We start from the raw sequence: 23,796 nt of genomic DNA, 5'->3' as shown, positions 1-23,796 counted from the left end.
CACGATTAATTGGCGACAGAAGTGTCTGCATTTAGCGCAATAACATCCGCAACAGTTAGTTTATAATTTAATCATCAATCACCGAGTTGGCATGATTTATACCCGGCAACCAGAGCACTTTATTATTATGTTTTTTCGTTCCTCTTTTCTGCTGCTGACGCTGTCTCTTAGCACCTCGCTGTATGCCAGCACCCAGGCACTTTCTGCCAGCGAGCAGCGCCTGTTGACAACCATTAACGGCCTGCTTAATAAAGGTCGGCCAACAGGTGAGAACCGCAATCTGGTGCAGGTCGCGACGCTGATAAGCCCGGCGAGGCAGCTGTCTGCACTCTGTGCCGAACCGGTGCTGACCCTGGCGGGGAATGAGCGCCGTCTGGTCGGGCGGCGCAGCGTGGTGGCAACGTGTGGCGCGCGGCGCCACTACCTGACCATTCAGGTGCGGGCGCAGGGAACCTGGTGGCTGGCGAAAAACCGCCTGGCAGCGGGCAGCCGGGTTTCCGCAGGCGATATTGAACCGTTCACCGGCAGCCTTGAGCACCAGCCCGATGGGATTATTTTTGATGCCGCAGAGATCATCGGTCAGATAACCACGCGCGCCATTGCGGCAGGCAGCCCGCTGCGACAAAACCAGCTGCGCCAGCACTGGCGGCTGCGCAATGGTCAGACGGTGGAGATTGTGACGCTGGGAAAAGGCTTTCGTATTCGCAGCGCGGGCAAGGCGCTGGCCAACGCCGCGGTTGACGATATGCTGAAAGTGCAGACCCGGGGTGGTCAGACCGTGAGCGGTAAAGTGAACGCTGACGGCCAGGTGGTGATTTTTCTGCAAGAATAATTTTAGTTTCTCGCGCAATCACCGATGAGAAGGTTATAAGCAGTCACTTTTACCCTTTACCAGGCGAGATCCACCATGAGCATTGACCGTACTACTCCCGCTACCGCTGTTAACGCCATTGCTGCCGCCCAGGATATGCGCATTCGTCATCCTCAGCAGGAAGCAGAAACCGCGCGCGTGCAGGCGACCTTCGATGAGCAAACCGACGTAACGCTGAGCGCACTGACGCAGCAGATGAAAGCGGATACCCACGGTGACATCAACTATACGCGTGTTGCTGCGGTGCGTGCTGCACTGGAAGCCGGCGAGCTGCCCATTGATCCGGAAAACATTGCCCGTTCGCTGGTAATGGATATCTTTCAATTTAATTAAACACTGAGCCCATTAAGCCATGGACAAGCTGTACTCGATATTGTCACAAATGAAAACGTCGCTGAGCGAGCTGGAGGCGATCATGATTGAGGAAGTCAATCAGCTGAATCGCCCACAGATTAATCCTGTGTCTTTACAGGTATTAACGGACAATAAAAGCCAGCTGTTGTCGACCATTCAGTATTACGACGAGCTTCGTCGTCAGGAAGAAGCCGAGCGTAGAATGGCTGCGCCCTATCGTCAGAAGGGTAAATTGTTTAGCTGCTGGCAGCAGGTCACCGGGCAGATCCAGGCAACCAAAGATCTGAACGGTAAAGTCGAAGAGCTGCTGAATATCCATATGAAAAAAAATCAGCAGCTGAAGAAAGTGGTGGATGGCGTAAACGGCAATAATATTTACGGCTCTGCCGGTGAAGCCCACCGTGCGCCAACCGCACGCGCCTATAACATCAGCGTCTGAACATCCCTTTAGCGTTTACCTTGTAACGATTTGCCAGCACACCGCTGGCATTTTTTTGTCAGAAAAATGGAATCAAATAGACGCACTGCTACAACAATAAAATCGCTGCAGCAGTGGTGACAGCCGGGAATTAACGGGTAAGAGAGGTGAAAGGCGCGGCGTACGCATTGCTGGCCGCTTTACCTTTATTTAACGTGGTCATTTCACTACGCAGGGTGTCGAGACGTGTGCGCATGCGTTGCATCATCAGTTCTTCATTGGCCATCAGTTCGGCAATAATCTGGCGAACGTGGGTCTGCTCATCTTCACTCAGATCGTCACGATCGCAGGCGATGGCCTCACTCAGCAGCGTGGCATATTCGGTCATCGAATCAATAAACTCGTCCCACTTCCCTTCACGGGTAAGCTCCATCAGATTGCTGTTCAACAGCGCCGCTTTCTGCAGCCCGCAGGTCAATGTCTTATCCATAAGTCACCTGCTTTTTCGCCGGCTCAATCTCTTTCCAGGTGGTTGAGATGTTGCTCATAATCTCAATCAGGTGCGGTAACTCCTCCGGCGTCTGATTAAGATTGATCAGCAGCAAATTGCGCGAAACATATTCGTACAGGCTCTCCAGCTCTTCGCTGATTTTGCCGCCAACCTCATGGTTCAGCGCGCTGCGTAATCCGTTGTCGATAATATTAATCGCCCGTGAAATCATTTCGCCTCTCCTTGCGATATTTCCCTGGTCAAAATAGATTTTCGCCCGCAGCATGGCATTCACCGCGCCTTCCAGCAGCATGGTGATCAGCTGATGTGGCGTGGCGCCTGCCAGCTGGCTTTCGAGCGATACCTGCGCGTAGGCGCTCTGGCCTGTCCTGCTATACATAGTGAGTTTTCCTGCCGGATATCAGTGATACCCAGCGTTAAAAAAGTTAAAGCCCGGCCAGCATCGATGCCAGCTGATTGCTCATGTTGTTCATCTTGCTCATCGCCAGATCGAGGCGTTCGAAGTCTTTGCGGTTACGCTCCACCACGGCATCAATCATCTTTTCCATCTGCTTAATGCGGTCGCTGACCTGGGAGGTCTGATCCTGCAGTCCCTTGGTGATCTGCTCGATCACGCCTTTCACTTTTGGAATAGCGTCTGAATCACCAATATAGTTTTTGATAATGCTCTGCATCTTGTCGGCGATGCCTTCGTTGCTGCCTTTGCCGAGGAACAGAGCTTCAATTTCTGCCGGGTTCTCCTTGACCGCCGTCTCCAGCTTTTTACTGTCAATGGTCAGCTTGCCGGTGGCGGCATCTTCGGTTTTCACCTCAATCCCCAGCTTGGCCAGCGAGGCAAAGACATCGCTCAGCTCACTGTTGCTGCCCACCGCCACTTCACGCATATCTGCCGTCAGACGGCGCAGCGTGCTGTTGCCCATCAGCGCGCCGTTGCCTGGATTCGGCTCCCCCTCTTTATCGTCGATAGGGGCCTTCCACACGCTGGCGCTGCTGGACTCAGACAGGAAGGCGTTATACAGCTTCACAAACTCTTCAACAGCACCTTTGAATTTGGAGGTATCGCTGGTAACGGAGAGGTTTTCATAAATGAATTCGCCGCTGTCTTTATCTTTTTCAGAGATCTGCTGCAGCTCCAGCGTGATACCGTCTATGGCATCGGTGATGGTGTTGCTGCTGCGGTTGAGCTTGACGCCATCAATCACCACAATGGCATTCTGCGCTTCAACCGTGGTCGCCATTTTCCCTGCCGGTGGCCTGGCGGCTGCCGGGTCAAAGTTCAGCACATCGCCCAGCCGGGAGTCCCCTTCAACTTCGACTTTGATCTGGCCCTCTTCCCCGGTTTTCTTCGAGGTCATCACCAGGGTGAATTTGCCATCCTCGGTCGGGCGCACTGAGGCGGTGACATCGCCTTTCTCCTGATTAATCTTTTTGGCGATCTGATCCAGTGAGGTCTGATCCTCTTCCAGTTCGATCTCCATCGGCTTCCCATCACCGACGCTGATCTTCAGCGTGCGCTTATCCACACTTTGATCGCCAAGATTGTCGGTGCGGCTACTCTGTGCCCCGGTGCCAATTTTGTGCGCGCGCGCCAGCTGCTCCACATAGACTTCATAACTGTCGGGCTGCGCGCCGGAAGTGGCGCTCGCTTTAAACGCTTTATTCGTGCCGACGGTAACGCCGTGGAAGCCATCGTCACCGATCTTTTTCAGATTGTCGTTGAGCGCCGACAGCGAGCTGGAGATTTTTCCCCAGGATGACACCTGATTATTGAATCCGGTTTTCTTTTTGGTATACGGATCCAGCTTTGACTGCTCGGCTTTTTTAATCTGAGAAAGCATATTGTCAAAATCGATGGTACCGCCAGAACCCAGCCCTGGAATTGCAAACCCGGCCATTTTACTCTCCTGCTCGTAGGGTTAATGTGTTATCACATAAATAGCCATCGGATATTTTTCACTTTAGTTTAATTTTTTACAGTTCTGGCGACAACTGCCCACCCTTAATCGAACACGGGTGCCATCTGTTCTCCGCTTTGAATTTCGCATAAAGGAAAGCCCGCCTCCCTAAACGGATAATTAGCGTCATAGTTGACTGCAATTTGATGATTTAAATTATTACGCGAAATAAATTTCAGTCATTTTTAATTCCCACCGATAGCTTAGTTATGCGCAACAACGAACGACGCATAAGTTAATAGCTTTTAATACAATCCAACCTATTCAAGAGGATTTAAATATGGCCCAGGTCATTAACACTAACTCACTGAGCCTGATGGCTCAGACTAACCTGAACAAATCACAGGCTTCTCTGGGTACCGCTATCCAGCGTCTCTCTTCTGGCCTGCGTATTAACAGCGCCAAAGACGATGCAGCGGGTCAGGCGATCACCAACCGCTTCACTGCCAACATCGAAGGCATGACTCAGGCGGCCCGTAATGCCAACGACGGTATCTCCCTGGCGCAGACCACTGAGGGTGCGCTGAACGAGATCAATGACAACCTGCTGAACATCCGTCGCCTGTCCGAGCAGGCGCTGAACGGCACCAACTCAGAATCGGATAAAAAATCTATCCAGGAAGAGGTCACCGCGCGTCTGGCTGAAATCGGCCGTATCGCCAAAGACACTGAATTCAACGGCGTAAACGTGCTGGATGGCTCAACTTCTTCACTGCAGATTCAGATCGGCGCGAAAGACGGTCAGACTATCGGTATCGACCTGCCGGCAATGGACCTGGAAAAACTGGGTCTGGATGACTACAGCGTAATGAATGCCCTGAACGGCAAATACGACAAGCCAACGCTGGAAGCATCGGGTGCCAGCGTTGCCTCTGATGCTACCATTGGCGCAGGTACTGCTGACGAAATTACGCTGGATGCTGCGGCGATGGGCCTCATCTCCACCGCCGTCGGTGCAGGTGCAGTGGCGGACCTTGAGCTGTACAGCACCACCGATAAAGATGGCAAAACTCAGTACATTGCCTATGACAAAGTGAATGATAAAGCCACCGAAATTAATATGGTCAGCGATGGTGCCGGTGCCGGTGCTGGCGTACTTGACTCTGTCACCGCAGGCAAAGTCCTGAGCGCAGTGGATAGCGATATCCTGCGTAGCGGGCCAAGCACACTTAAGGGTGAACTGCAGACCTACGGTGAAGGCAAAGAGATTACTCTGCCCAGCGGCAACAAGCATACGCTGCAAGCTGCGGACCTGGAAGCTATCGCCACTGAACTGGGCGGTGATGCCTCTTCTGTCGCCAACATGGAAGTGATCGGTCTGGCAGATAAGAACGGCGACGTTTCTTACTACGCGGTACACACCGATGCCACCACGGGTAAGCAGACCGGTATCGCTATGGACCTGGATGATGCAGGTGGTACTTTCACCGCAGCTAAAACTGACGATCTGAGCATCAAAGATCTGCAGAAAATGGAAGAGCTGAACTCTGGCAACGGCATTCTGAAAACGATGGATGCTGCGCTGGCGCAGGTTGACAGCTTCCGTTCTGGGTTGGGTGCGGTGCAGAACCGTTTTAACTCCATCATCAGCAACCTGAACACCACCGTGAACAACATGACTGAAGCGAAATCACGCATCCTTGATGCAGACTTCTCTTCTGAAGTGTCGGCGATGAGCCGTGCCAACATCCTGCAGTCAGCCGGTATCACCGTGCTGTCCCAGGCCAACCAGGTGCCACAGAACGTGCTGCAGCTGCTGCGTTAATTCGCGTAAGTTTCCAGCCCATCCTGTCAATTCTGGGCTGCAGCCCTCCCCTTTGGGGAGGGCTTTTTTATACGTGCGCCAAGTACCATTAATTAACTGAATACTTCACCACTCCCACGCCCTGCTTTCTGCCTATTAATCACGATTAACAAAGTTAAATCTCTTTCGCTCATAGCAGAATATTCAATGTCCATTTGCTAATTAACAAGCATTTACAAGATTAATAACCCTGGCAACCATCGCGACTTTTGGCCATATGTGGTGCATAATACGCTGTGAAATTAATAAATTAACAGAAAGAAGCAGCCCTTCCATCACTATTAAAACATTAACAATGCTAAATACAGCAACCGTTTCAGGCCTGGCGCTCCTTTCCCTTACTAGGAAAAATCCTAATACATTCAATTAAATCAATAGCTCACTAAATATAATAACTCTTAAAGAAGATTCGTCACTCTTATGCATAACACTATCGCCATTGGCACCTCGCTAAAACTCGACCGGCGTACCCGCACGCTGTCGAATATTAAAAACGGAAGCAGCGTCACGCTGCCGGCTTCTGCCTGCCGCTGCCTGAAAGCGCTGGTGGAGGAGAAAGAGAACGTCCTGTCCTATGAACAGCTGATGGATATCGGCTGGCGCAATTCCGGGGTAGAAGTCACCGAAAACAGCGTCCGTGTGATGATCACCAAAATCCGCCGCGCGCTGGTGACGCTGAAGGTTGACGAGTGGATCCAGCTGGTTGCCGTTACCCGCAGCGGCTATCGCCTGATCGTCAATAAAGAGGTGGCCGTGATTACCGCTGCGCGCCACGCTGAGGCCAGCATTCCTCAGGTAGAGCCCCCCATCCCGCCAGCAGCGGCCTCACCGCCGCTGCCGCCGCTGCCCGCGACCCTATCAGGCGAAAAAACCGCCGTGTGGCCACGCCGTCTTTTGGCCTGTGCCGTCGGGGCGTTACTGGGCTGGCTGGCGGTGTTGATCATCAGCGGGTATTTTAAATTTACGCCGCAGCGCACCGACTTTATACGCTGGCAAGGGGAGGCAATACCGCCCGAGACCGAAGTGTGGGTTCCGCAGGGGGAGCTGTCCGCCGCACAGCAAAAAACGGTAGTCCAGACGCTTCAACTCTATGCACTTTATGCCAGCAGTTATGAAACTAATGCCGAAAAAGCGCGCTTCCTCTACATCACTATTGGCCATTCCCCCCGTCATATGGGGCTGATTGCTTGTGCTATCCCGCTGCGAACCTCGGAGAATAATTGTGAGTCGTATTATTTTACCAAACGTTAAGTCCTCCACCCTGCTGTGGTCTGGCGGGAGCTTCCTGCTGGTACTGCTATTCTTCTGGGTGAAAGAGGTGATGTTTTATCCATTGAAAAATACCTGCGTGGCGCCGGTATCCTACTACTCCATTGATGATAATAACCACTGGACCGTAGCCCGTGGCGTTTATCACTCCTATCGTGAAGGGCTGTTAGAGGTGCGTACCGTGTATAACGGCACCATCCAGCACTACACCAGCGGAATGCCATCGATGCGGGCGGTAACGGTGCTGCGCGAAGTGATCATTGAGGGACATCTGAGACAGAATCGTCTGCACAGCACGGTGCTGGAACAGAGCCGCAAGCTGGGCGATCAAAGCAGCGATCAGCAGGTCTTACAGTACGTTTTCCCGCATATCAAGCCCGGTGAAAAAAGCACCACCTGGATCTATCTGTTAAACGGTTTTGCCATTGCGACAGGCAGTGAAACCACACCGCGTACGGTCTGTGTTAACTGACGATCGGGGGTATCACCACTAATTGGCTCAATTCCTGCCCGCTTAACGCGCTAAAGATCGGGGGACATATCGCTTAAAATACCTGCCAATCAGACTCTGAGAGAACAGCGATGGAAAGGTTGAATCCGGGTTATTACAGCGGTAAGCAGTTAAGGGAGATCGGCTTCAAGTCGGCAGGGGAAAATGTGCGGGTGGCGAAAAACTGCACCATTGTCGGGTTAGGTAATATTAGTCTGGGTGACCATGTCAGAATTGATGGTTTTACCACTATCATTGCGCCTGAAGAGGGGTATTTAACGCTGGGTAGTTACATTCATATCGGCAGTCACTGCACCCTGCTTGCCAGTGCGGGGATCGTAATGCGCGATTTCTCCTGTCTGTCGCACGGCGTCAGGCTGTATACCAAAAGCGACGACTATAGCGGGCAGTTTATGACCAATCCAATGGTCCCCTCGCACCTCACCAATGTGACGTCGGCCCCGATCGAGATTGGCCGTCACGCCATTGTTGGCTCACAGGCCAGCATTATGCCTGGCTGCTCTCTTGCCGATGGCACCGCGATTGGCGCCAACTCCCTCGTCACCAAAGATTGTGAGGAGTGGACAATCTATGCCGGTTCACCCGCCCGAAAAATCAACCAGCGCAAGCGTAACCCGCTGGCGCTGGAAAAATTCATTACCGCGCCAGCCCCATAGTTCTGGCGCGCTACGACTATGCCGCAGTGTCTTTTGGCGCATAGCGTCTGATAATCCCGAGAATAACCTCAATGACATCCCGCTCCAGTCCCGGATAGAGCGGCAGGCAGATCACTCGATCGGCAGCCAGATGCGCATTCGGCAGATTGTCAGGATTGGCCCCGGCCGAGTGACGGTAGATATGGAAGCTGCTGATCAGCGGATAGAAGTAGCGGCGTGAGATAATATTTTGTGCGACGAGCGCCTGGTAAAGGGCGTTACGGCTTAACCCATATTCCGCTTCGACCACCAGGGGGAAATACGCATAGTTCCAGGCCACGTTTTGCGGCACCTGGGGAACGTGAATGCCCTTCACCCCGGCCAGCCCCTGACGGTATAGGGCATCCACCGCCGCGCGCTGGCCGATCGCATGTTCGATATGCTCCAGCTGCAGCAAGCCATAAGCCGCCTGCAACTCGTTCATTTTGCCATTGATTCCCGCCGCCACCACAGTGGTCTCATCAGCAATACCAAAGTTTTTTAGCAGGTCGATACGCCGCTTCATGCTGGCGCTGTGGCTGATAATTGCCCCCCCTTCAATGGTATTGAAAACCTTGGTAGCGTGGAAACTCAGCACCGACAGATCGCCCTCCAGCAGCACGCTGCGCGAGTTGTGCTGCACGCCGAAGGCATGGGCGGCATCGTAAATGACTTTCAGGCCATACAGGTCAGCGATCTGCTGAATGCGCGCGCTGTTGCAGGGGATCCCGTAGCAGTGCACCGGCATGATTGCGGTCGTGTTGGCGGTGATCGCCTGCTCAATTTTATCCGCATCCATATTAAATCCGCCCGCTTCGGTATCGACAAATACCGGCGTCAGGCCATTCCACAGCAGCGAATGGGCGGTAGCAACAAATGAGTAGGGCGTGGTGATCACTTCGCCGGACACCCTCAGCGCCTGTAATGCGGTCAGTAAGGCAATGGTACCGTTGGAAAACAGGCTCAGATGCTCCACCCCAAGGTGAGAGGCCAATGCGTTTTCCAACTGCTGATGGTAAGGGCCATTGTTAGTTAAAATCTGGTTGCTCCAGATCTGCTCAAGATAAGGCATAAACTCGGCCAGTGGCGGCATGAGCGGGCGGGTAACAAAGGTTTTTTTATTTGATGACATCGTGTTGCTCATCCCAGCGGTGTTGATCTTCGATAAACAGCGCAGACGGTGCCTCGCCCGCCTGATGACGCTGCCAGACGGTTTCGATCATCTGTTCAAAGTAAACCGCATTATGGCTATGGCTGGCTTCGCGCTGTTTGATACGTGCGCGCAGCGACTGACGAATGGCGCTGAGACAGTCATAGCGCCGATCGAGCTCAATCACCTTTTCTGCATACTCATCCAGGCTGGCGGTGACAAACTCGCCGAGGTTGAAGGTTTTCATCGTTGCCGCCGTAGTACGGGAAACGGCAGATCCTTCCGTCGTCGTCACCAGAGGCACGCCCATCCAGCTGGCATGCTGTGCGGTCGTTCCGGCAGAATAAGGGTGTGAATCCAGCAGAATATCGACCTCATTGTGCATAGCCAGATAGTCAGCAAAGCTCTGCTTCATACGAAAATCCAGCTGCTCAGGATTGACGCCACGCCGGGTCATTTCTACTCGATAGCTGTCGATCATCCGTTCATCGTCCATATAGGCGAACAGCAGTCGGGCATGTGGCAACGTACGCAGGATTTTGGCCCAGCAGTCGAGGATTGCTGGCGTCAGTTTTTGCGGCCGGTTGAAATTACCTAACGTCAGATAGCCATTTTTCAACGCCGGCAGTTTACCCACTTCCGGCGCCACTGAGCTGTATTCAAATATTTTTGCTGAAGGCAGGGAGACTAATTTTTCCGTGAAGATCGCATCCAGCTCACCGGGTGCCATTAAATGATCGTGGGCAATGTAATAATCCATCTGCTGCAGCCCGGTGGTGCCGACGAATCCAATCCATGACATCTGTAGCGCAGCGGGTTTCAGTGCAAAGGTCAGCAGGCGGTTACCTTCGGTAAAGCCAGAGAGATCGATTAGCACGTCGATATTATCGCTGGCAATTTGCTGCGCCAGTTCCAGCGCGCTCAGGGCCGCAACGCTGCGAAACACTGTCGCAGTGTCGCGATATTGCTGGGTGATCCGATCCTCTCTGCCCGTTGCATAAGCATACAGTTCATAGCGGTCGCGATTGATGCTGTGCCACACCGGGTAAATGAAATGATGAACCGGGTGCCCTCTTAAATCCCCTGAAACGAAGCCAATGCGGATTTTGCCCCTGCCGTCCGAAGGAGTCTGTGCGCTTCGCGCCAGCGTAGTGCTTTGCGCCCACTGGCTGGCCAGCACGCCAAAATCGACGTGGGCATGGAATTTTTCTTCCGCACTGAGAACGGCATCATGGGACAAAAGAAACAGGTAAAGCGCATGGCTATTTAGCCGATTAATAGCGCCCATCGGTAATGCCAGCGCTTGCGTGCACAGCGCTTTTGCCTCTTCCATCCGCCCGGTGTGGCTATACAGGGTGGCCAGACGTAACAGGCAGATGCTGTTTTTCGCATCATGCTTTAAGGAAGCCTGCAGGCACTGCTCCTCGCGTATTTTATCGTCGATTGCGTGGTAGCAGCTGGATAAATCCAGCCAGCGCTCGCCGTTTTTGTCATCCTGCTTTAACAGCTGCTGAAACAGTAATCGTGGGGTAGATGATTTTGCCTCAAGGCTGGTAAGCACCCGCGCCAGCGAATTCAGCACGGAGTGCAGATCGCCGCCCTGTCCAAGCCTTCTCGCCAGCAGCGTCAGCGCCGTTTCGTTATCTCCCGCCTTATTGCAGGCCGCGGCCGCCAGCATCAGTAAGGTACTGTCCGTGGGGTGCTCTATCAATAGCCCGGCAATATCCTCGCGGGCTTGCTGAATATGCCCTGCATTGAGCAACTGCTGGGCTTTAGACGCTTTTTTGGGGTTGACGCTGACACGCGGTTTTATTGCTCGCAGGCTACGTTCCATACTGGCTGATAACAAGCCGCCCTGCTTTTCTGCACTGGTAGCCAGCAGAAATGCGCGCATGGCGCCCTCAATCAAGGCGCGATCGCCACAGGCAATGATGCGCTGCCAGAAGTGCGCCCAGCTGGTAGCGCTGCCAATAAGCAGGCCTTTGCCCGCCAGTTCAATGGCGTATCTTGCATCGCTCAAATTATCCGGGTGCGGCCATCGCTGCCACGCCGCAAACTCTTCACGCTTAAACGCCAGCCGCTCGCCCCACCCGTTGGTACGGGCGCAGTAAGCGCCGTCGGCCACTTCCGTGGTGCTGAAATCACAGATCAGCTTCAGCTCACCCTCGGCACGGTTATAGGGTGACGGCGCGGCGCTGAGATACAGCGATGGCGGCTTATTGAGGAACAGCTCTTCCAGCGCGGCCATCATCCTTTCGCGATGGTCGACCGGGTTTTCTGGTTCCAGCGTCAGCTGGATGAGTTGTTCTGTGCTGAGACTGCGCGGCCAGGCGGCGCTCAGCCAGTCGAACAGGCGGCGAATATCAGGGCTGCGGGTATTGACCTTTTCACCGTAGCGGGTGATACGCTGGTTTTCATCTTCGGTCAGCGCACAGCTCGCCGCCCAATGCATCGTCTTTAACTGGTTGAGTTCCGGACGGTGGCTGAAAGGGTGGCCGGATTTCGCGCTAATCAGCAGGCTAAAGCGCTCGCTGCGCTGCACGGCAAAATCGAGGTACTGCTGCGCCTGAAGAGCATGACTGCCTGAAGCAACGGTCTGGTGCAGCAGGGCTAGCGGCGCGCCGTAATGCTCAGCCAGCTCAGACTGCGGCACGACATCTCCCAGCAGCTGCAGCCGCTCGGCCTTCACCCGCTGCGCGAAATCGCTCAGCAGACAGGCGTCCTGATTATCTTCAAGATACTGTCCAAGCAGCTCGGCATCAGTCAGCTTCTGTGCCGACGCTGCCGCCGCTTTCACTTCCCCTCTGCTGTCGGTCATCTCCATAAATGTCAGCATCGCTCTGGCGCTGGTCAGCCACGCCTGTTCGCTCTGCGCTGCAGCACAGTGGAAGGCAATCGACTGCTGTAATATCTTCTGGCTTCTGGCCCCCGGCAGGGTATTCCAGCGCACCGCGATAATCCCATTATCGTTGAGCTGCCGCTGGCACCATTGCATCAGTGCACTGCGCGCGCTGTTATCCAGCAGCGTGTACATCGCCGGGATAATAATATAATCGAAGCGGCCCGCATCTATGGACAGCAGATCCTGTAAGCCCATGCAGTAAAGGTGGAGATTATTCATCTCAGACTGGCGGGCATTATTCTGCGCTGCCTCGATACGCTGCGCATCAATATCCACACCCACACAAGTTGATTGTGGATAAATCGTGGCGTGACGAATTAAATTAGCGCCATTCCCGCAGCCAATTTCCAGAATAGCGGCGCCAGAAATATCGCTACAGCTGTAATTATAAAGCCAGGCCGCAGCCGAAATTGCCGTAGGAGAGTGATGCCATGAGGTATATAAACTTGCCACAAATAATTCCTGAGTGAGGGTGAATCCTGCCTGCGCTGTGCGCCATAAAATAAGAATATGACCAGGGTAAAATTCTATCATTCAGCGGGAAAAGTCGAGCTGCGGATAAACGGGCATAAGTGGTGACAATTAAACTTTTTAGCGGATATTAAGCCAGGGCGTGAATGAGGGCGGCCATATGATCAAATACCGTTGCCATCAGCCTTTCGATAAACGGTGCGAGGGTTTGGGAAATCAGCGACAGCGCCATCATGCCGACGGTCAGCGTCAGCGGGAAGCCGATAACAAATATCGACAGCTGCGGCGTCATGCGGTTAAGCAGGCCGAGGATAAAGTTAATGCACAGCAGCAGCGCGATAATCGGCAGCCCGAGCATCAGCCCTTGCTGAAAAACCATGCCGGCCTGATTGACCAGCAGGTAAAACCCGCCCAACTGCAGCGGAGCATCATCCACCGGCAGCTGCTGGAAGCTTGCAGCGACCATCGCAATCAGCCACAGATGACCGTTGAACACCAGGAACAGCAGAGTGACCAGCAGATTGAGGAAGCGTGAGATCACCGGAATATTCCCGGCATTAGGGTCAAAGAAGGTGGCGAACGACAGGCCCATCTGCATGCCAATCATCTCCCCGGCCATTTTCACCGCGACAAACAGCAGCTGGATCGACAGCCCTAACGCCGCGCCGATCAGCACCTGTTTTGCCACCGCCCAGACGCCCTGCAGCGAGTACAGCGCAATCTGGCTGTCCGGCAGCTGGCCGCCAATCAGCGCGGCAATCAGGATCGATAACCCAACGCGCACGCGCACGCTGACGCCCTTCTCACTAAAGACTGGCGCCACGGTTAACAGCGCGGCAATACGCACCATAATCAGGAAATAGTGGCTGAGCAGCTCATAGATCTGCGGCAGGGGAACTGAAAAGGCCATCAGCCGATAACTGACGGAATGTTGATAATCAGCGCGCGGGTGTATTCGATAAAGTTACGCATCATCCACGGGCCGAGGATCACCGCAATGCCGACAATCACCAGGATTTTGGGAATAAAGGTCATGGTCATTTCGTTAATCTGCGTGGCGGCCTGCAAAATACTGATAATCAGGCCGGTGGCCAGCGCGGCCAGCAGCAGCGGCCCGGCGACCATCAGGCCGAGTTTAATCGCCTGGATGCCGAGGTTCATAACGCTTTCAGGAGTCATGGCGGGTTACCTAACTGTAGAAGCTCTGCGCCAGCGAGCCCATTAACAGGGTCCAGCCGTCAACCAGCACAAATAGCATCAGCTTAAACGGCAGCGCAATGGTGGCGGGCGGCACCATCATCATCCCCAGCGCCATCAGAATACTGGCAATCACCAGGTCGATAATCAGGAACGGGATAAAGATGGTGAAGCCGATCTGGAACGCGGTTTTCAGCTCGCTGGTGATAAATGACGGCACCAGAATGCCCAGCGGCACCTCTTCCGGCGTGTTGAACTCCCCGGCTTTGGCGATCTGCGCGAACATTGCCAGGTCGTTTTCCCGCGTCTGGTCCAGCATAAAGGCCTTCAGCGGCTTGATGCCCTTCTCCAGCGCCACTTCCATGGTGATCTTATCGTCCTGCAGCGGCTGCCAGGCTTCATCGTAGATCTGGTTAAACACCGGCGACATCACGTAAAAGGTCAGGAACAGCGCCAGCCCGACCAGTACCTGGTTTGGCGGTGCCGTCGGCGTGCCGAGCGCGTTACGCATCAGCCCGAGTACGATGACAATACGGGTAAAGCCGGTCATCATCAGCAGCAGCGCAGGCAGGAAAGTCAGCGAGCTGAGCAGCACCAGCGTCTGTACCGGCAGCGTCCAGCCGCCATCACTTTGCGGGTTCGCCAGGGTGATATCGCTGTTGGCCGCCAGCGCGCTCGCGGCAGGCAGCAGCAGTGCGCCCAGGCCGCAGAGCAGCCGCAGCAGGCAGGCGCGCGTCATGATGCCGCACCCCCGCGATGTTTCTGGCTGAACTTATGCAGCAGCTGGCCGAAACTTACCGCGCCTGCTGGCGCAACCTCTGGCTGCGCGCTGGACGGTTTCGCCAGCGTGGCCAGGCAGGCGATCTGCGTCGCCGTCACGCCCAGCACCAGACGCTGATCCTCAACGTCAATCAGCACGATGCGCTCGCGGGCGCCCAGCGATTTACTGGCGACCACCGCAATCAGGCTGCCGTCATTAAAGCGACGGGCGATACCGCTGCGGCGCGCCATCCAGGCCAGCAGCACCATCACCAGGATAATCAGCGCCAGCGCACCGGAGACGGTCAGCAGCACGGAATCGTTGCCGCCTGCTGAGGCCGTGTTGATCATTGAAGAAGAGGTTTTCATTAGCGGCTCAGGCGGTGCATACGCTCGGACGGGGTAATGATATCGGTAATGCGGATGCCAAATTTATCGGACACCACCACCACTTCGCCCTGCGCAATCAGGTAGCCGTTAATCAGGATATCCAGCGGTTCACCCGCCAGGCCGTCAAGCGACACCACCGACCCCTGGCTCAAGCGCAGCAGCTCTTTAATGGTCATTTTGGTGCGACCCAGCTCTACCGTCATTTTGACCGGGATATCGAGGATTAAATTAAGTTCATCCGAAAATTGTGGCGCTGATATTGGCTGGGTCATTCCCGCTGAACTCTGCTCGCTCATCGCCTCCCCCCAAAGGTCATCCGTCTCAGAACCCGACGAGAGTTTATTGTCGCTCATGGGGAAATTACTCCTTATCAAACGTGTGTAATGCGGATTGAATCATCTGCTCTATGCGAAGAGCATACTGATTATTCACGGAGCCATATTTCGCGGTAAATACCGGCACGCCGCCGACACGGGCGGCAATAAGCTCCTGCTTATCTAATGGGATCACATCGTCAATTTTGAGATTCATCACGTTCGAAAGACGGGTATCCACATCGGCAAACTGCGCCACCAGCTCCAGCTCGGTCTCCCGCATCTGGCTGACCAGCAGGCCGCGCCAGCGGGTATCTTCGTGACCGGGATTCTCCATCGGTGGGTTGCTCAGTACTTCACGCAGCGGTTCAATGGTGCTGAACGGAATACAGATATTGAACTCGCCCTTGTGCGATCCAATCTCCACCGAGAACGGCGTCGTCACCACCACATCATTGGGTGACGAAGTGATATTGGTAAATTTCACCTGCACTTCAGAACGGATATATTCCGTTTTGATCTTGTAGATAGTGCTCCACGCAAACTCATAAGCTTCCTGCGCCATGGTCAGCATGCGGTGGATCACCCGCTGTTCGGTCGGGGTAAACTCGCGCCCGTCGGCCTTGGTCTGAAAGCGGCCATCGCCGCCGAACAGGTTATCCACTGCCATAAATACCAGCCCCGGCGAGAACGCCATCAGCGAAGTACCGCGCAGCGGGTTCAAATGCAGCAGGTTCAGGTTGGTTGGCACCGGCAGGTTGCGGGCAAACTCGTGATACGGCTGGATCTTAATACTTCCGGCGGTAATATCCGGGCTGCGGCGCAGCAGGTTAAATAACCCCATACGAAACTGGCGCGCAAAGCGTTCGTTAATAATCTCCAGCGAATGCAGACGCTCGCGGATCACCCGCCGCTGGGTGTGCGGGTCGTAGGGTTTCGCCTCATGATCGGCGGCGCTATTCAGCGGTTCAACGCTGCTGTCGCTGTCGGCATTGAGCAGATGATCGATTTCCGCCTGGGATAAAAAGTTATCAGACATGGTTATTACCGCAGAATAAATTCGTTAAACAGGACATCAGTGACTTTGACCGCCTGTTTAGATGCCAGTGGCTTACTCACTTCATCTTTAATTTTGTCCATCAACTGCTGCTTACCTTCACTGGTGGACAGCTCTTCATAACTTAACTTCGACAGCAGGATGAGCAGGCGACTGCGATATTCCGGCAGAAATTTTCCCAGGGTCAGCATCGACTCTTTATCCGCCATGCGCAGCGACAGGCCAATAAACAGCACGCGATCGCTCTCTTTTTCTGTGGGCTTGAGGCTGACGGTAAAAGTGCTTAAAGACTGATAGATTGGCTCCACTTCCTGCGGTTTTTTTACTTCCACGGTTTTATCCGCACCGGCAGAATGACTCTTTAACTTTTTTATTTCCCAAAACATATAACCCGCAAAACCACAGGCCGCAATCGTCACTATAAACATCAAAGCCATAAGAAATGGGCGCTTCGAGCTGCCACCCTTTTTTTTATTTTTATTACTCATTTAATAAACTCTGTAATGAAAGCGCTGTTCCGGTTTCTGTCAGACCAGATAAGGCGCGTATTGTAGTCCACTTATTCACCAGGATAATTACCTGATGAAGTTCCATTAGTGCGGGTATTTCACTGCATCATGCAAAGGTATTAATCCCGGCAGCGGAGCTCAGGTTATGCAGCGCGATCGGCGGAGTCATCTCCTCTTCCCGCAGAGGTTCAGCGGCCCCCTGCCGCGCGTGGCCATGGCCGGATGAACCGTTGCCCTGGGCCTGAGCGCCTGCGAAATGCGGATTATCCGCGCTGACGCTGGTCTGCCCCAGCTGGACGCCGGTTTCTGCCAGCGCGCTGCGCAGCTGCGGCATTGCGGCTTCCAGCGCCTGACGCACCTGCGGATGTTCGCTGACGATATGCAGCTGCGCCTGGTTCTGCTGCATGCGCAGGGTGATTTGCAGCGCGCCCAGCTCTTCCGGGTGCAGCTTGATCTGCGCGCTATCCACGCCGTCACGGCTGAAGATCGCCAGCTGCTGACCGAGTGACTGCTGCCATGCCGGGGTGCCAACCGGGTGCGGGTTAACGACGACTGGCGGCGCTGCCGGAGCGGGCAAGGTTATGGCGGTCAGTACCGGACGCGGCGCCGCCATCAGCGGCGCATCGCTGGTGCTACGGCTATCCAGCGGCAGCAAAGCCTCGCCCTCAGGGCTGACCACCAGCGGTTTAGTGGTGTTGACGGCCAGCGCGCCGAGCTGCGGCAGGGTAGCTGGCAGCGTTTCCGCTACGGCGTTCGCCGCCTGATTGAGCGGCAACGGCTGGCGCGGCACCGGGGAGCGCGATGGCCGCACGTCCGCCGTTACCTCGCGCAGCAATGGGGCATCCTGCGCATCTGCCCCGGCGTTTTGCGCCACCAGCTGCTGTAGCTGCCAGCCATCGGGCAGGGCTGGCTGAGCGGGCAGCACCGCGTCGGGCGTCAGCAGCACAATCTCTGGCAGGGCGGAGTTGTCATCCGCGCCAATCACTGGCGGCAGAGTACTCTGGTCATCCGCAGCAACCCCTTCCGCCAGCGGCGCGCCCGGAATCTCTTCCCCGGGCTGCCCTGGCAGCAGCGATTCCACATCCACCAGCGCTTCCGGCAGCAGCGGCGCGTCGTCCGTCAATCCTGCCAGCAGTTGAGCAAAGTGCCCTGCTTCCCCTGCAGCCAGCGTCTCATCAGGCCCTGCCAGCCTGCGGGCCGCACTGCCCAGCAGCACATTGATATCAATATTCATAGCCTGTCTCTTTTTTGCCCGGCTCGCTGCGCGAACTCGTCCATCATTTTTTGTTCATGGCGGTTTTCCGCCAGGGTGCGGGCGTTTTCACGCCGCGTCAGCAGGGTCTCAAACGCGTTGAGCCGCTGCTTGTCCTGCATCCAGCTCTGCTTCGCCTGGGTGACGTTCAGCTCACACTGGCTGACGTGCTGGTCATGCTGCTTCACGACCTGATTCAGCGCTAAAATAAACGCCTGATGATTCACCAGGTCGGCCACGCTCATGCCGCGGCTCTGCATGCCGCTGCGCAGCGACTGCTGGTATTCACGTTCATAGCCCTCCAGCTGCTTGCCCTGGGTCAGCGCCTGCTGCCAGTTTTGCTGCGCGCTGCCTAACGCCTGCGTGGCCTGCGTTAACTTCTCTGCGGCCATCTCACGCAGCATGACCATCGTATTTTGGCTTTTCATCGGCTTATGCCCTGTGCGGTAACGTCAGGAAACAGCTGCGCCAGCGCGCTGACGGCCCGGTCGTAATCGCAGCTTTCGTGGATCGCCTGGTGCAGATACGCTTCCATCGCCGGATAGTGCTGGATAGCCTGGTCGAGCAGCGCATCGCTGCCCGCCACGTAAGCGCCAACGCTGACCAGGTCACGGTTGCGCTGGTAACAGGAGAGCTGCTGCTTAAAGGTCTGCACTTGGCGGTACTGCGGGTGCGGGATTAGCTCGGTCATTGCGCGGCTGATCGACGCTTCAATATCGATTGCCGGGTAGTGCCCGGACTCCGCCAGACGGCGCGACAGAACAATGTGGCCGTCGAGAATGGCGCGTGCCGAGTCGGCAATCGGGTCCTGCTGATCGTCGCCTTCGGTCAGGACGGTGTAGAACGCGGTGATGGAACCGCCGCCGGGCATACCGTTACCGGCCCTTTCCACCAGCGCGGGCAGGCGGGCAAACACGGATGGCGGATAGCCTTTGGTCGCCGGGGGTTCGCCGATCGCCAGCGCCACCTCACGCTGCGCCATGGCGAAGCGCGTCAGGGAATCCATAATCAGCAGCACGTTAAGGCCGCGATCGCGAAAATCTTCGGCAATGCGCGTGGCGTACACCGCGCCCTGCATGCGCAGGATCGGTGACACATCCGCCGGGGCGGCAATCACCACCGCACGCTGGATCCCCTCTTCACCGAGGATATTTTCAATAAAGTCTTTCACCTCGCGTCCGCGTTCACCGATCAGGCCGACGACGATGACGTCGGCATCGGTAAAGCGCGCCATCATGCCGAGCAGCACGCTTTTCCCGACGCCGGATCCGGCAAACAGCCCCATGCGCTGGCCGCGCCCGACGGTCAGCAGGCCGTTAATGGCGCGCACGCCGACATCGAGCACTTTTTTGATCGGGTCACGATGCAGCGGATTCAGCGGCTGGGTAAACAGGCTGGCGCAGTCGGTTTTCAGCGGCGCCGGGCGCCCGTCCAGCGGGCGGCCCTGGGCGTCCAGCACCCTGCCGAGCAGCTGTGGCCCGACCGGCAGCTGTTTGCCGACCTCTTCGGACTCCGGCGCGTAAACGCGGGCGCCGGGCAGAATGCCATCGACGTGCTCCAGCGGCATCAGATACAGCACCTGATCTTTGAAGCCGACCACTTCGCTTTCCACCGGCACTACGCCGTGACGCGTCTGGCGTTCAAGGATGCACAGCGCGCCAATCGGCAGCTTCAGCCCGACCGCTTCCATCACCAATCCGGTGGCGCGCGTCAGCCTGCCGTACTGGCGAAACGGCGCGATATCGCCGATGCGCGTCTCTACGCGATCGATGGACTCCAGCCAGCGTTGCAGATGCGCTGTCATGCGGATAGCTCCTCGTGCGCCAGCTGGCACAGCTTCTGCCAGCGGGTTTCTAAGGTGGCATCCAGCTCCACTTCGTCGGTCAGAATGCGACAGCCGCCGGGTAACAGCTGGCTGTCGGTATGCAGCTCCCAGCTCATCGCTGCCAGCGTCTCGCCGAGGGCGGCGTCAATCAGCGGACGATCGTCCGGGTGGATCATCAGCCGTATCTTGCCGTTCAGCAGCGGATCCTGGCGCATCAGCTGTTTAATCTGCTGCTGTAGCTGGGTATTGCTGCTGCCCTGCTCGCTGCCGTGCAGGCTCTGTACCGCCTGCAACGCCAGCTGCACCAGCCGGCTGGGGATCAGGCTGTCGAGGCTGTCCAGCGACAGCTTAAAGGAGGCGATCCACGCTTCGACGTCCTTCATCGCCGCCCGTTGGGCGCTCTGAGCCTCGCTGATGCCCTGCGCTATGCCAGCTTCGTGCCCGCTGTGGAATCCGGCTTCATAGCCCTGCTTTTTGCCCTCTTCCTGGCCCTGGGCCAGCCCCTGGTTGTACCCCTGCTGTTCCGCCTGCTTGCGCAATCGTGCCAGTTCGGCCTTGAACTGGGCATCGCTGGCCGGGCTATTCGTCACCGGCAGCGGCTCCTCGTGCACGCTTTCTGTAGCCAGTAAATTATCCGGCTTCCAGCTGCGCCACTGCAGTTTATTCTGCTCATCAGACGTAGGCATCGTCGCTGCTCCCAATCAGAATTTCGCCCGTTTCGGCCAGGCGACGTACCACCAGCAGGACGGATTTCTGTTCTGCCTCAACCTGCGACAGGCGCACCGGACCACGGGATGCGAGATCCTCGGCCATCAAATCCGCCTGGCGACGTGACATATTGCGGAAGAACTTTTCGCGCAGCGCCTCGTTGGCCCCTTTCAGCGCGATCAGCAGGGTTTCGCTTTCGATCTCCTGTAGAATGCGCTGGATGCTGCGGTCTTCGACATCCACCAGATTTTCGAACAGGAACATTTCGTCGATGATTTTCTGCGCCAGCTCGCCGTCGAACTCGCGCACGGCATCGATAGCCGCCTCTTCCTGCTGGGATTTCATCAGGTTGAGGATCTCCGCCGCCGGGCGTACGCCGCCCATCTTGCTGCGCTTGAGGTTCTGACCGTGCAGCAGGTTATTGAGCACTTCGGTCAGCTCCTGCAGGGCGGCAGGCTGCACGCCGCCAAAGGTGGCGATACGCAGCATAATGTCGTTACGCTCTTTATCATCAAACTGCCCGAGGATATCTGCCGCCTGGTTACGCTTCAGATGCACGAGGATGGTGGCAATAATCTGCGGATGTTCGTCGCGGATCAGGTCGTATACCGTCTGCGGCTCCATAAAGTTCAGGGTTTCAATGCCGTTGTTGCCCTGATGGGTATCCAGCAGATCTTCCAGCAGCGACGAGGCACGCTCTTCGCCCAATGCTTTCACCAGCACGCTGCGCAGGTAGTCGTTGGTATTCAGGCTCAGCGCCGCGTATTCGCTGGAATCTTTGGCAAACTCTTCCAGCACCGCTGACATCTGATCATGGGTAAACCCGGCCATGTTGACCATCGAGCTACTGATCTGTTTGACCTCGTGGGCATTGAGATGCTTAAAGACTTCGGCCGCCAGCTCATCGCCGAGCGTCAGCATCACGATGGCGCTTTTGTCACAGGCATTCATGGTTTTTGCTGCTCCTTATTTATCCACTGGCGCATGACCAGGGCGATCACTCGCGGCTCCTGTTGCGCCAGTTCGCGCAGCTGCTGACTGTTCATCTCGCTGTCCACGCGGCGCTGCGCTTTGGCATGAGCCTGCATCTCTGCCACTTTCTTCTTCTCATCCAGTTCAAACTGGCGTACCTGCTGCTCCATCTCCATACGACGGATCGCGGTTTCCTGATGGCGCGTCCAGGTTGGCTGCACCAGCCTGCGCCACAGCACCCAGGCAATAATGGCAATCACCAGATAGCGGGCGATGGACATCATCAGCGCCAGGAAGCTCTGCTGCTGCCACAGCGGGGGCACCACTTCAGCCTCTACGCCGTTAAACGCTGAGTTGACGATATTGATGCTGTCACCGCGTGCAGCGCTGTAGCCGATGGCTTCTTTCACCAGGGTGTTGATACGCTCCAGCTCGGCGGCGGCCAGCGGGCCTGGCTTGCCCTCTTTGCCGGCAGGCAGGTAGTTAATCACCACCGCTACCGACAGGCGTTGGATCTGCCCGACGCTGGTTTTGGTGTGGATCAGGGTGCGATCAACCTCAAAGTTGGTGGTTTCATCGTTGCGGTTGTTATAAGGCTGGGCGCTCTCGTTGCTGCCCGCGCCTGCCGTTTGCGTGCTGGTGCTGTTGTTCTGACCCTTGGCCGCCGGAGTGGCTGGCGTCAGCGGTTTCGTCAGGGGAGCCGTTGCCGGGGTTGGCGGCGTATTGCTTAACGCGCCCGGAACGCCGCCGGTGGTGCGTCCGTTGCCCTGCGCTGACTGGCTGGACTGGCGGCTGCGGATCGCCATTTTGTCGCTGTCTGCATTGGGCTGATACTGCTCATCGGTGCGCTCCTGCTGGGTAAAGTCCATCTGCGCGGTGACCTGGGTGCGCACATTGCTGTCGCCCACCAGCGGGGCCAGCAGGCGCTGGATGCGCTGCTGATAATCCGTTTCGATCTCATTGGTGTATTTCAGCTGTGAGGTCTGCATGCCGCGCACGCCGCTCTGCGTCAGCAGGTTGCCGCGCTGATCGACGATAGTGACATTATCCGCCGGTAACCCGGTGACCGCACTGGAGACCAGATGCGTAATCGCCGTGACCTGGCCGTCATCCAGCGTGCGGCCCTGCGCCAGGGTGACGCTGACCGAAGCGGTAGGCAGCTTCTGGTCACGCACGAACATCGACGGTTTTGGCACCGCCAGGTGCACGCGGGCTGTGAGGATTGGCCCAAGATTTTCGATGGTGCGTGACAGCTCGCCCTCCAGCGCACGCTGGAAGTTAATCTGCTCGCTGAACTGGCTGATGCCGAACTTCTCCTGGTCAAGCAGTTCAAAGCCAACGGAACCGCCCTTTGGCAGCCCCTGCTGAGCCATCTTCATGCGCGCTTCATGCACCATGCCTTCCGGTACCATAATGGCGCCGCCTGGCGTATCGATGCGGTAAGGGATATTCATCTGCGACAGCTGAGTGACAATGGCACCGCCATCCTCATCGCTGATGTTGCTAAACAGCACGCGATACCCCGGCTCCTTCGCCCAGATTAGCAGTGCAATGATCGCGGAAAGTGCCGCAGCAGCGGCGATAACCAGCAGCAGTTTAGGGTTGGCGCGAAATGAGCTCATTGCCGCCTTTATACTGTCTGCCGGGTTGCTCTTTAAATCATTTGTTGTGGCACTCATGCCGTAATCCTGTAAGAAATAATCACGCAGCCAAAACCTGCGAACAAGCCTGCCGGTAATGCAAGACAGCAGCCGATGAACGTATATTTTGAGAAATTTTGAGGGGCGTATTATCGTCCTAAAGGCGTTTTTTTTAAGCATAAATAAGCTCGAAGTTCTGTCAGCTTATCGGGTTTTTCGCCCATTTCTCCCCCGTGTTAATATGCATCCGTCTAAAAGCTGCGCAATTTTTATTGCACCAGAA

25 protein-coding genes are annotated in these 23,796 nt (G+C 55.9%); 7 read left to right on the top strand and 18 right to left on the bottom strand.

Going from position 1 to position 23,796, the window contains the following annotated elements; all coding sequences use genetic code 11:
• Window positions 1-127 precede the first annotated feature (127 nt).
• The 3 genes from flgA (at window position 128) to flgN (ending at window position 1,664) form a co-directional block, all read left to right on the top strand.
• Window positions 128-832 carry a flagellar basal body P-ring formation chaperone FlgA gene (flgA, locus tag QLG07_RS08935; protein WP_282469049.1) on the top strand — a complete coding sequence of 235 codons (705 nt, stop codon included), beginning with the start codon at window positions 128-130 and terminating at the stop codon, window positions 830-832.
• A 75-nt stretch (window positions 833-907) separates the two neighbouring features.
• Window positions 908-1,204, top strand: a complete 297-nt coding sequence (flgM, locus tag QLG07_RS08930) for a flagellar biosynthesis anti-sigma factor FlgM (RefSeq protein WP_282469048.1) — start codon at window positions 908-910, stop codon at window positions 1,202-1,204.
• Window positions 1,205-1,223: 19 nt separating this feature from the next.
• A complete protein-coding gene (gene flgN / locus QLG07_RS08925; protein WP_282469047.1) occupies window positions 1,224-1,664 on the top strand; it encodes a flagellar export chaperone FlgN in 441 nt (146 codons plus the stop codon).
• Window positions 1,665-1,794: 130 nt separating this feature from the next.
• Here the strand turns inward: flgN and QLG07_RS08920 are convergent, their stop codons facing one another.
• Genes QLG07_RS08920 through fliD form a run of 3 tightly spaced genes read right to left on the bottom strand, consistent with a single transcriptional unit; the run spans window position 1,795 to window position 4,049 of the window.
• Entirely contained in the window at window positions 1,795-2,133 is a 339-nt protein-coding gene (locus QLG07_RS08920) for a flagellar protein FliT (RefSeq protein ID WP_099754314.1), read from the bottom strand.
• Window positions 2,126-2,533, bottom strand: coding sequence for a flagellar export chaperone FliS (gene fliS, locus QLG07_RS08915; protein ID WP_282469046.1), 408 nt, complete (start codon window positions 2,531-2,533; stop codon window positions 2,126-2,128). The genes QLG07_RS08920 and fliS overlap by 8 nt, the downstream gene beginning before the upstream one ends.
• Before the next feature lie 46 nt (window positions 2,534-2,579).
• Window positions 2,580-4,049: a flagellar filament capping protein FliD gene (gene fliD, locus QLG07_RS08910; RefSeq protein WP_282469045.1), complete on the bottom strand. Its 1,470-nt coding sequence runs from the start codon at window positions 4,047-4,049 to the stop codon at window positions 2,580-2,582.
• 340 nt (window positions 4,050-4,389) lie between these two features.
• On the opposite strand from fliD, the gene QLG07_RS08905 reads away from it, so the two are divergent.
• The 4 genes from QLG07_RS08905 (at window position 4,390) to QLG07_RS08890 (ending at window position 8,349) form a co-directional block, all read left to right on the top strand.
• The gene (locus tag QLG07_RS08905; protein ID WP_282469044.1) at window positions 4,390-5,874 is read left to right on the top strand and encodes a flagellin; all 1,485 of its coding nucleotides are present in this window, start codon (window positions 4,390-4,392) and stop codon (window positions 5,872-5,874) included.
• Between the two features lie 459 nt (window positions 5,875-6,333).
• Window positions 6,334-7,164: a winged helix-turn-helix domain-containing protein gene (locus QLG07_RS08900; RefSeq protein WP_282469043.1), complete on the top strand. Its 831-nt coding sequence runs from the start codon at window positions 6,334-6,336 to the stop codon at window positions 7,162-7,164.
• Window positions 7,136-7,654 carry a hypothetical protein gene (locus QLG07_RS08895; RefSeq protein ID WP_282469042.1) on the top strand — a complete coding sequence of 173 codons (519 nt, stop codon included), beginning with the start codon at window positions 7,136-7,138 and terminating at the stop codon, window positions 7,652-7,654. The genes QLG07_RS08900 and QLG07_RS08895 overlap by 29 nt, the downstream gene beginning before the upstream one ends.
• A gap of 110 nt (window positions 7,655-7,764) precedes the next feature.
• Window positions 7,765-8,349, top strand: coding sequence for an acyltransferase (locus tag QLG07_RS08890; RefSeq protein ID WP_282469041.1), 585 nt, complete (start codon window positions 7,765-7,767; stop codon window positions 8,347-8,349).
• Window positions 8,350-8,365: 16 nt separating this feature from the next.
• Here the strand turns inward: QLG07_RS08890 and QLG07_RS08885 are convergent, their stop codons facing one another.
• The 15 genes from QLG07_RS08885 to fliF form a co-directional block, all read right to left on the bottom strand.
• Entirely contained in the window at window positions 8,366-9,499 is a 1,134-nt protein-coding gene (locus QLG07_RS08885; protein WP_282469040.1) for a DegT/DnrJ/EryC1/StrS family aminotransferase, read from the bottom strand.
• Window positions 9,486-12,872, bottom strand: a complete 3,387-nt coding sequence (locus QLG07_RS08880; RefSeq protein ID WP_282469039.1) for a bifunctional class I SAM-dependent methyltransferase/glycosyltransferase — start codon at window positions 12,870-12,872, stop codon at window positions 9,486-9,488. Before QLG07_RS08880 ends, QLG07_RS08885 begins: the two co-directional genes overlap by 14 nt.
• A 148-nt stretch (window positions 12,873-13,020) precedes the next feature.
• Complete coding sequence (gene fliR / locus QLG07_RS08875; protein WP_099753777.1) at window positions 13,021-13,800, bottom strand: flagellar biosynthetic protein FliR; 780 nt, start codon at window positions 13,798-13,800, stop codon at window positions 13,021-13,023.
• The gene (gene fliQ, locus QLG07_RS08870) at window positions 13,800-14,069 is read right to left on the bottom strand and encodes a flagellar biosynthesis protein FliQ (protein WP_099753776.1); all 270 of its coding nucleotides are present in this window, start codon (window positions 14,067-14,069) and stop codon (window positions 13,800-13,802) included. Before fliQ ends, fliR begins: the two co-directional genes overlap by 1 nt.
• A gap of 10 nt (window positions 14,070-14,079) precedes the next feature.
• On the bottom strand, window positions 14,080-14,826 hold the full coding sequence (gene fliP, locus QLG07_RS08865; RefSeq protein ID WP_282469038.1) for a flagellar type III secretion system pore protein FliP: 747 nt from the start codon (window positions 14,824-14,826) through the stop codon (window positions 14,080-14,082).
• Window positions 14,823-15,215 (bottom strand): flagellar biosynthetic protein FliO, encoded by a 393-nt coding sequence (fliO, locus tag QLG07_RS08860; RefSeq protein WP_282469037.1) that lies wholly within the window; start codon window positions 15,213-15,215, stop codon window positions 14,823-14,825. The genes fliP and fliO overlap by 4 nt, the downstream gene beginning before the upstream one ends.
• A complete protein-coding gene (gene fliN, locus QLG07_RS08855; RefSeq protein ID WP_187499134.1) occupies window positions 15,215-15,589 on the bottom strand; it encodes a flagellar motor switch protein FliN in 375 nt (124 codons plus the stop codon). The genes fliO and fliN overlap by 1 nt, the downstream gene beginning before the upstream one ends.
• A gap of 7 nt (window positions 15,590-15,596) precedes the next feature.
• Complete coding sequence (gene fliM, locus QLG07_RS08850) at window positions 15,597-16,589, bottom strand: flagellar motor switch protein FliM (protein ID WP_180276730.1); 993 nt, start codon at window positions 16,587-16,589, stop codon at window positions 15,597-15,599.
• A 5-nt stretch (window positions 16,590-16,594) separates the two neighbouring features.
• Complete coding sequence (fliL, locus tag QLG07_RS08845; protein ID WP_282469036.1) at window positions 16,595-17,095, bottom strand: flagellar basal body-associated protein FliL; 501 nt, start codon at window positions 17,093-17,095, stop codon at window positions 16,595-16,597.
• Window positions 17,096-17,222: 127 nt separating this feature from the next.
• Window positions 17,223-18,350: a flagellar hook-length control protein FliK gene (locus QLG07_RS08840; protein ID WP_282469035.1), complete on the bottom strand. Its 1,128-nt coding sequence runs from the start codon at window positions 18,348-18,350 to the stop codon at window positions 17,223-17,225.
• Complete coding sequence (gene fliJ / locus QLG07_RS08835) at window positions 18,347-18,778, bottom strand: flagellar export protein FliJ (protein WP_282469137.1); 432 nt, start codon at window positions 18,776-18,778, stop codon at window positions 18,347-18,349. Before fliJ ends, QLG07_RS08840 begins: the two co-directional genes overlap by 4 nt.
• A 14-nt stretch (window positions 18,779-18,792) precedes the next feature.
• Window positions 18,793-20,172 (bottom strand): flagellar protein export ATPase FliI, encoded by a 1,380-nt coding sequence (gene fliI, locus QLG07_RS08830; protein ID WP_187498475.1) that lies wholly within the window; start codon window positions 20,170-20,172, stop codon window positions 18,793-18,795.
• Window positions 20,169-20,879 carry a flagellar assembly protein FliH gene (locus QLG07_RS08825; protein WP_282469034.1) on the bottom strand — a complete coding sequence of 237 codons (711 nt, stop codon included), beginning with the start codon at window positions 20,877-20,879 and terminating at the stop codon, window positions 20,169-20,171. The genes fliI and QLG07_RS08825 overlap by 4 nt, the downstream gene beginning before the upstream one ends.
• Window positions 20,866-21,852, bottom strand: a complete 987-nt coding sequence (fliG, locus tag QLG07_RS08820) for a flagellar motor switch protein FliG (protein ID WP_282469033.1) — start codon at window positions 21,850-21,852, stop codon at window positions 20,866-20,868. Before fliG ends, QLG07_RS08825 begins: the two co-directional genes overlap by 14 nt.
• On the bottom strand, window positions 21,849-23,552 hold the full coding sequence (fliF, locus tag QLG07_RS08815) for a flagellar basal-body MS-ring/collar protein FliF (protein ID WP_282469032.1): 1,704 nt from the start codon (window positions 23,550-23,552) through the stop codon (window positions 21,849-21,851). The genes fliG and fliF overlap by 4 nt, the downstream gene beginning before the upstream one ends.
• Between the last annotated feature and the right edge of the window lie 244 nt (window positions 23,553-23,796).

This window comes from Erwinia sp. V90_4, from assembly GCF_029967685.1.
In the GTDB taxonomy this organism is placed as follows: domain Bacteria; phylum Pseudomonadota; class Gammaproteobacteria; order Enterobacterales; family Enterobacteriaceae; genus Erwinia; species Erwinia aphidicola.
Note: the sequence above shows the minus strand (reverse complement) of the source record. Positions and strands in the feature narration are given on the sequence as shown.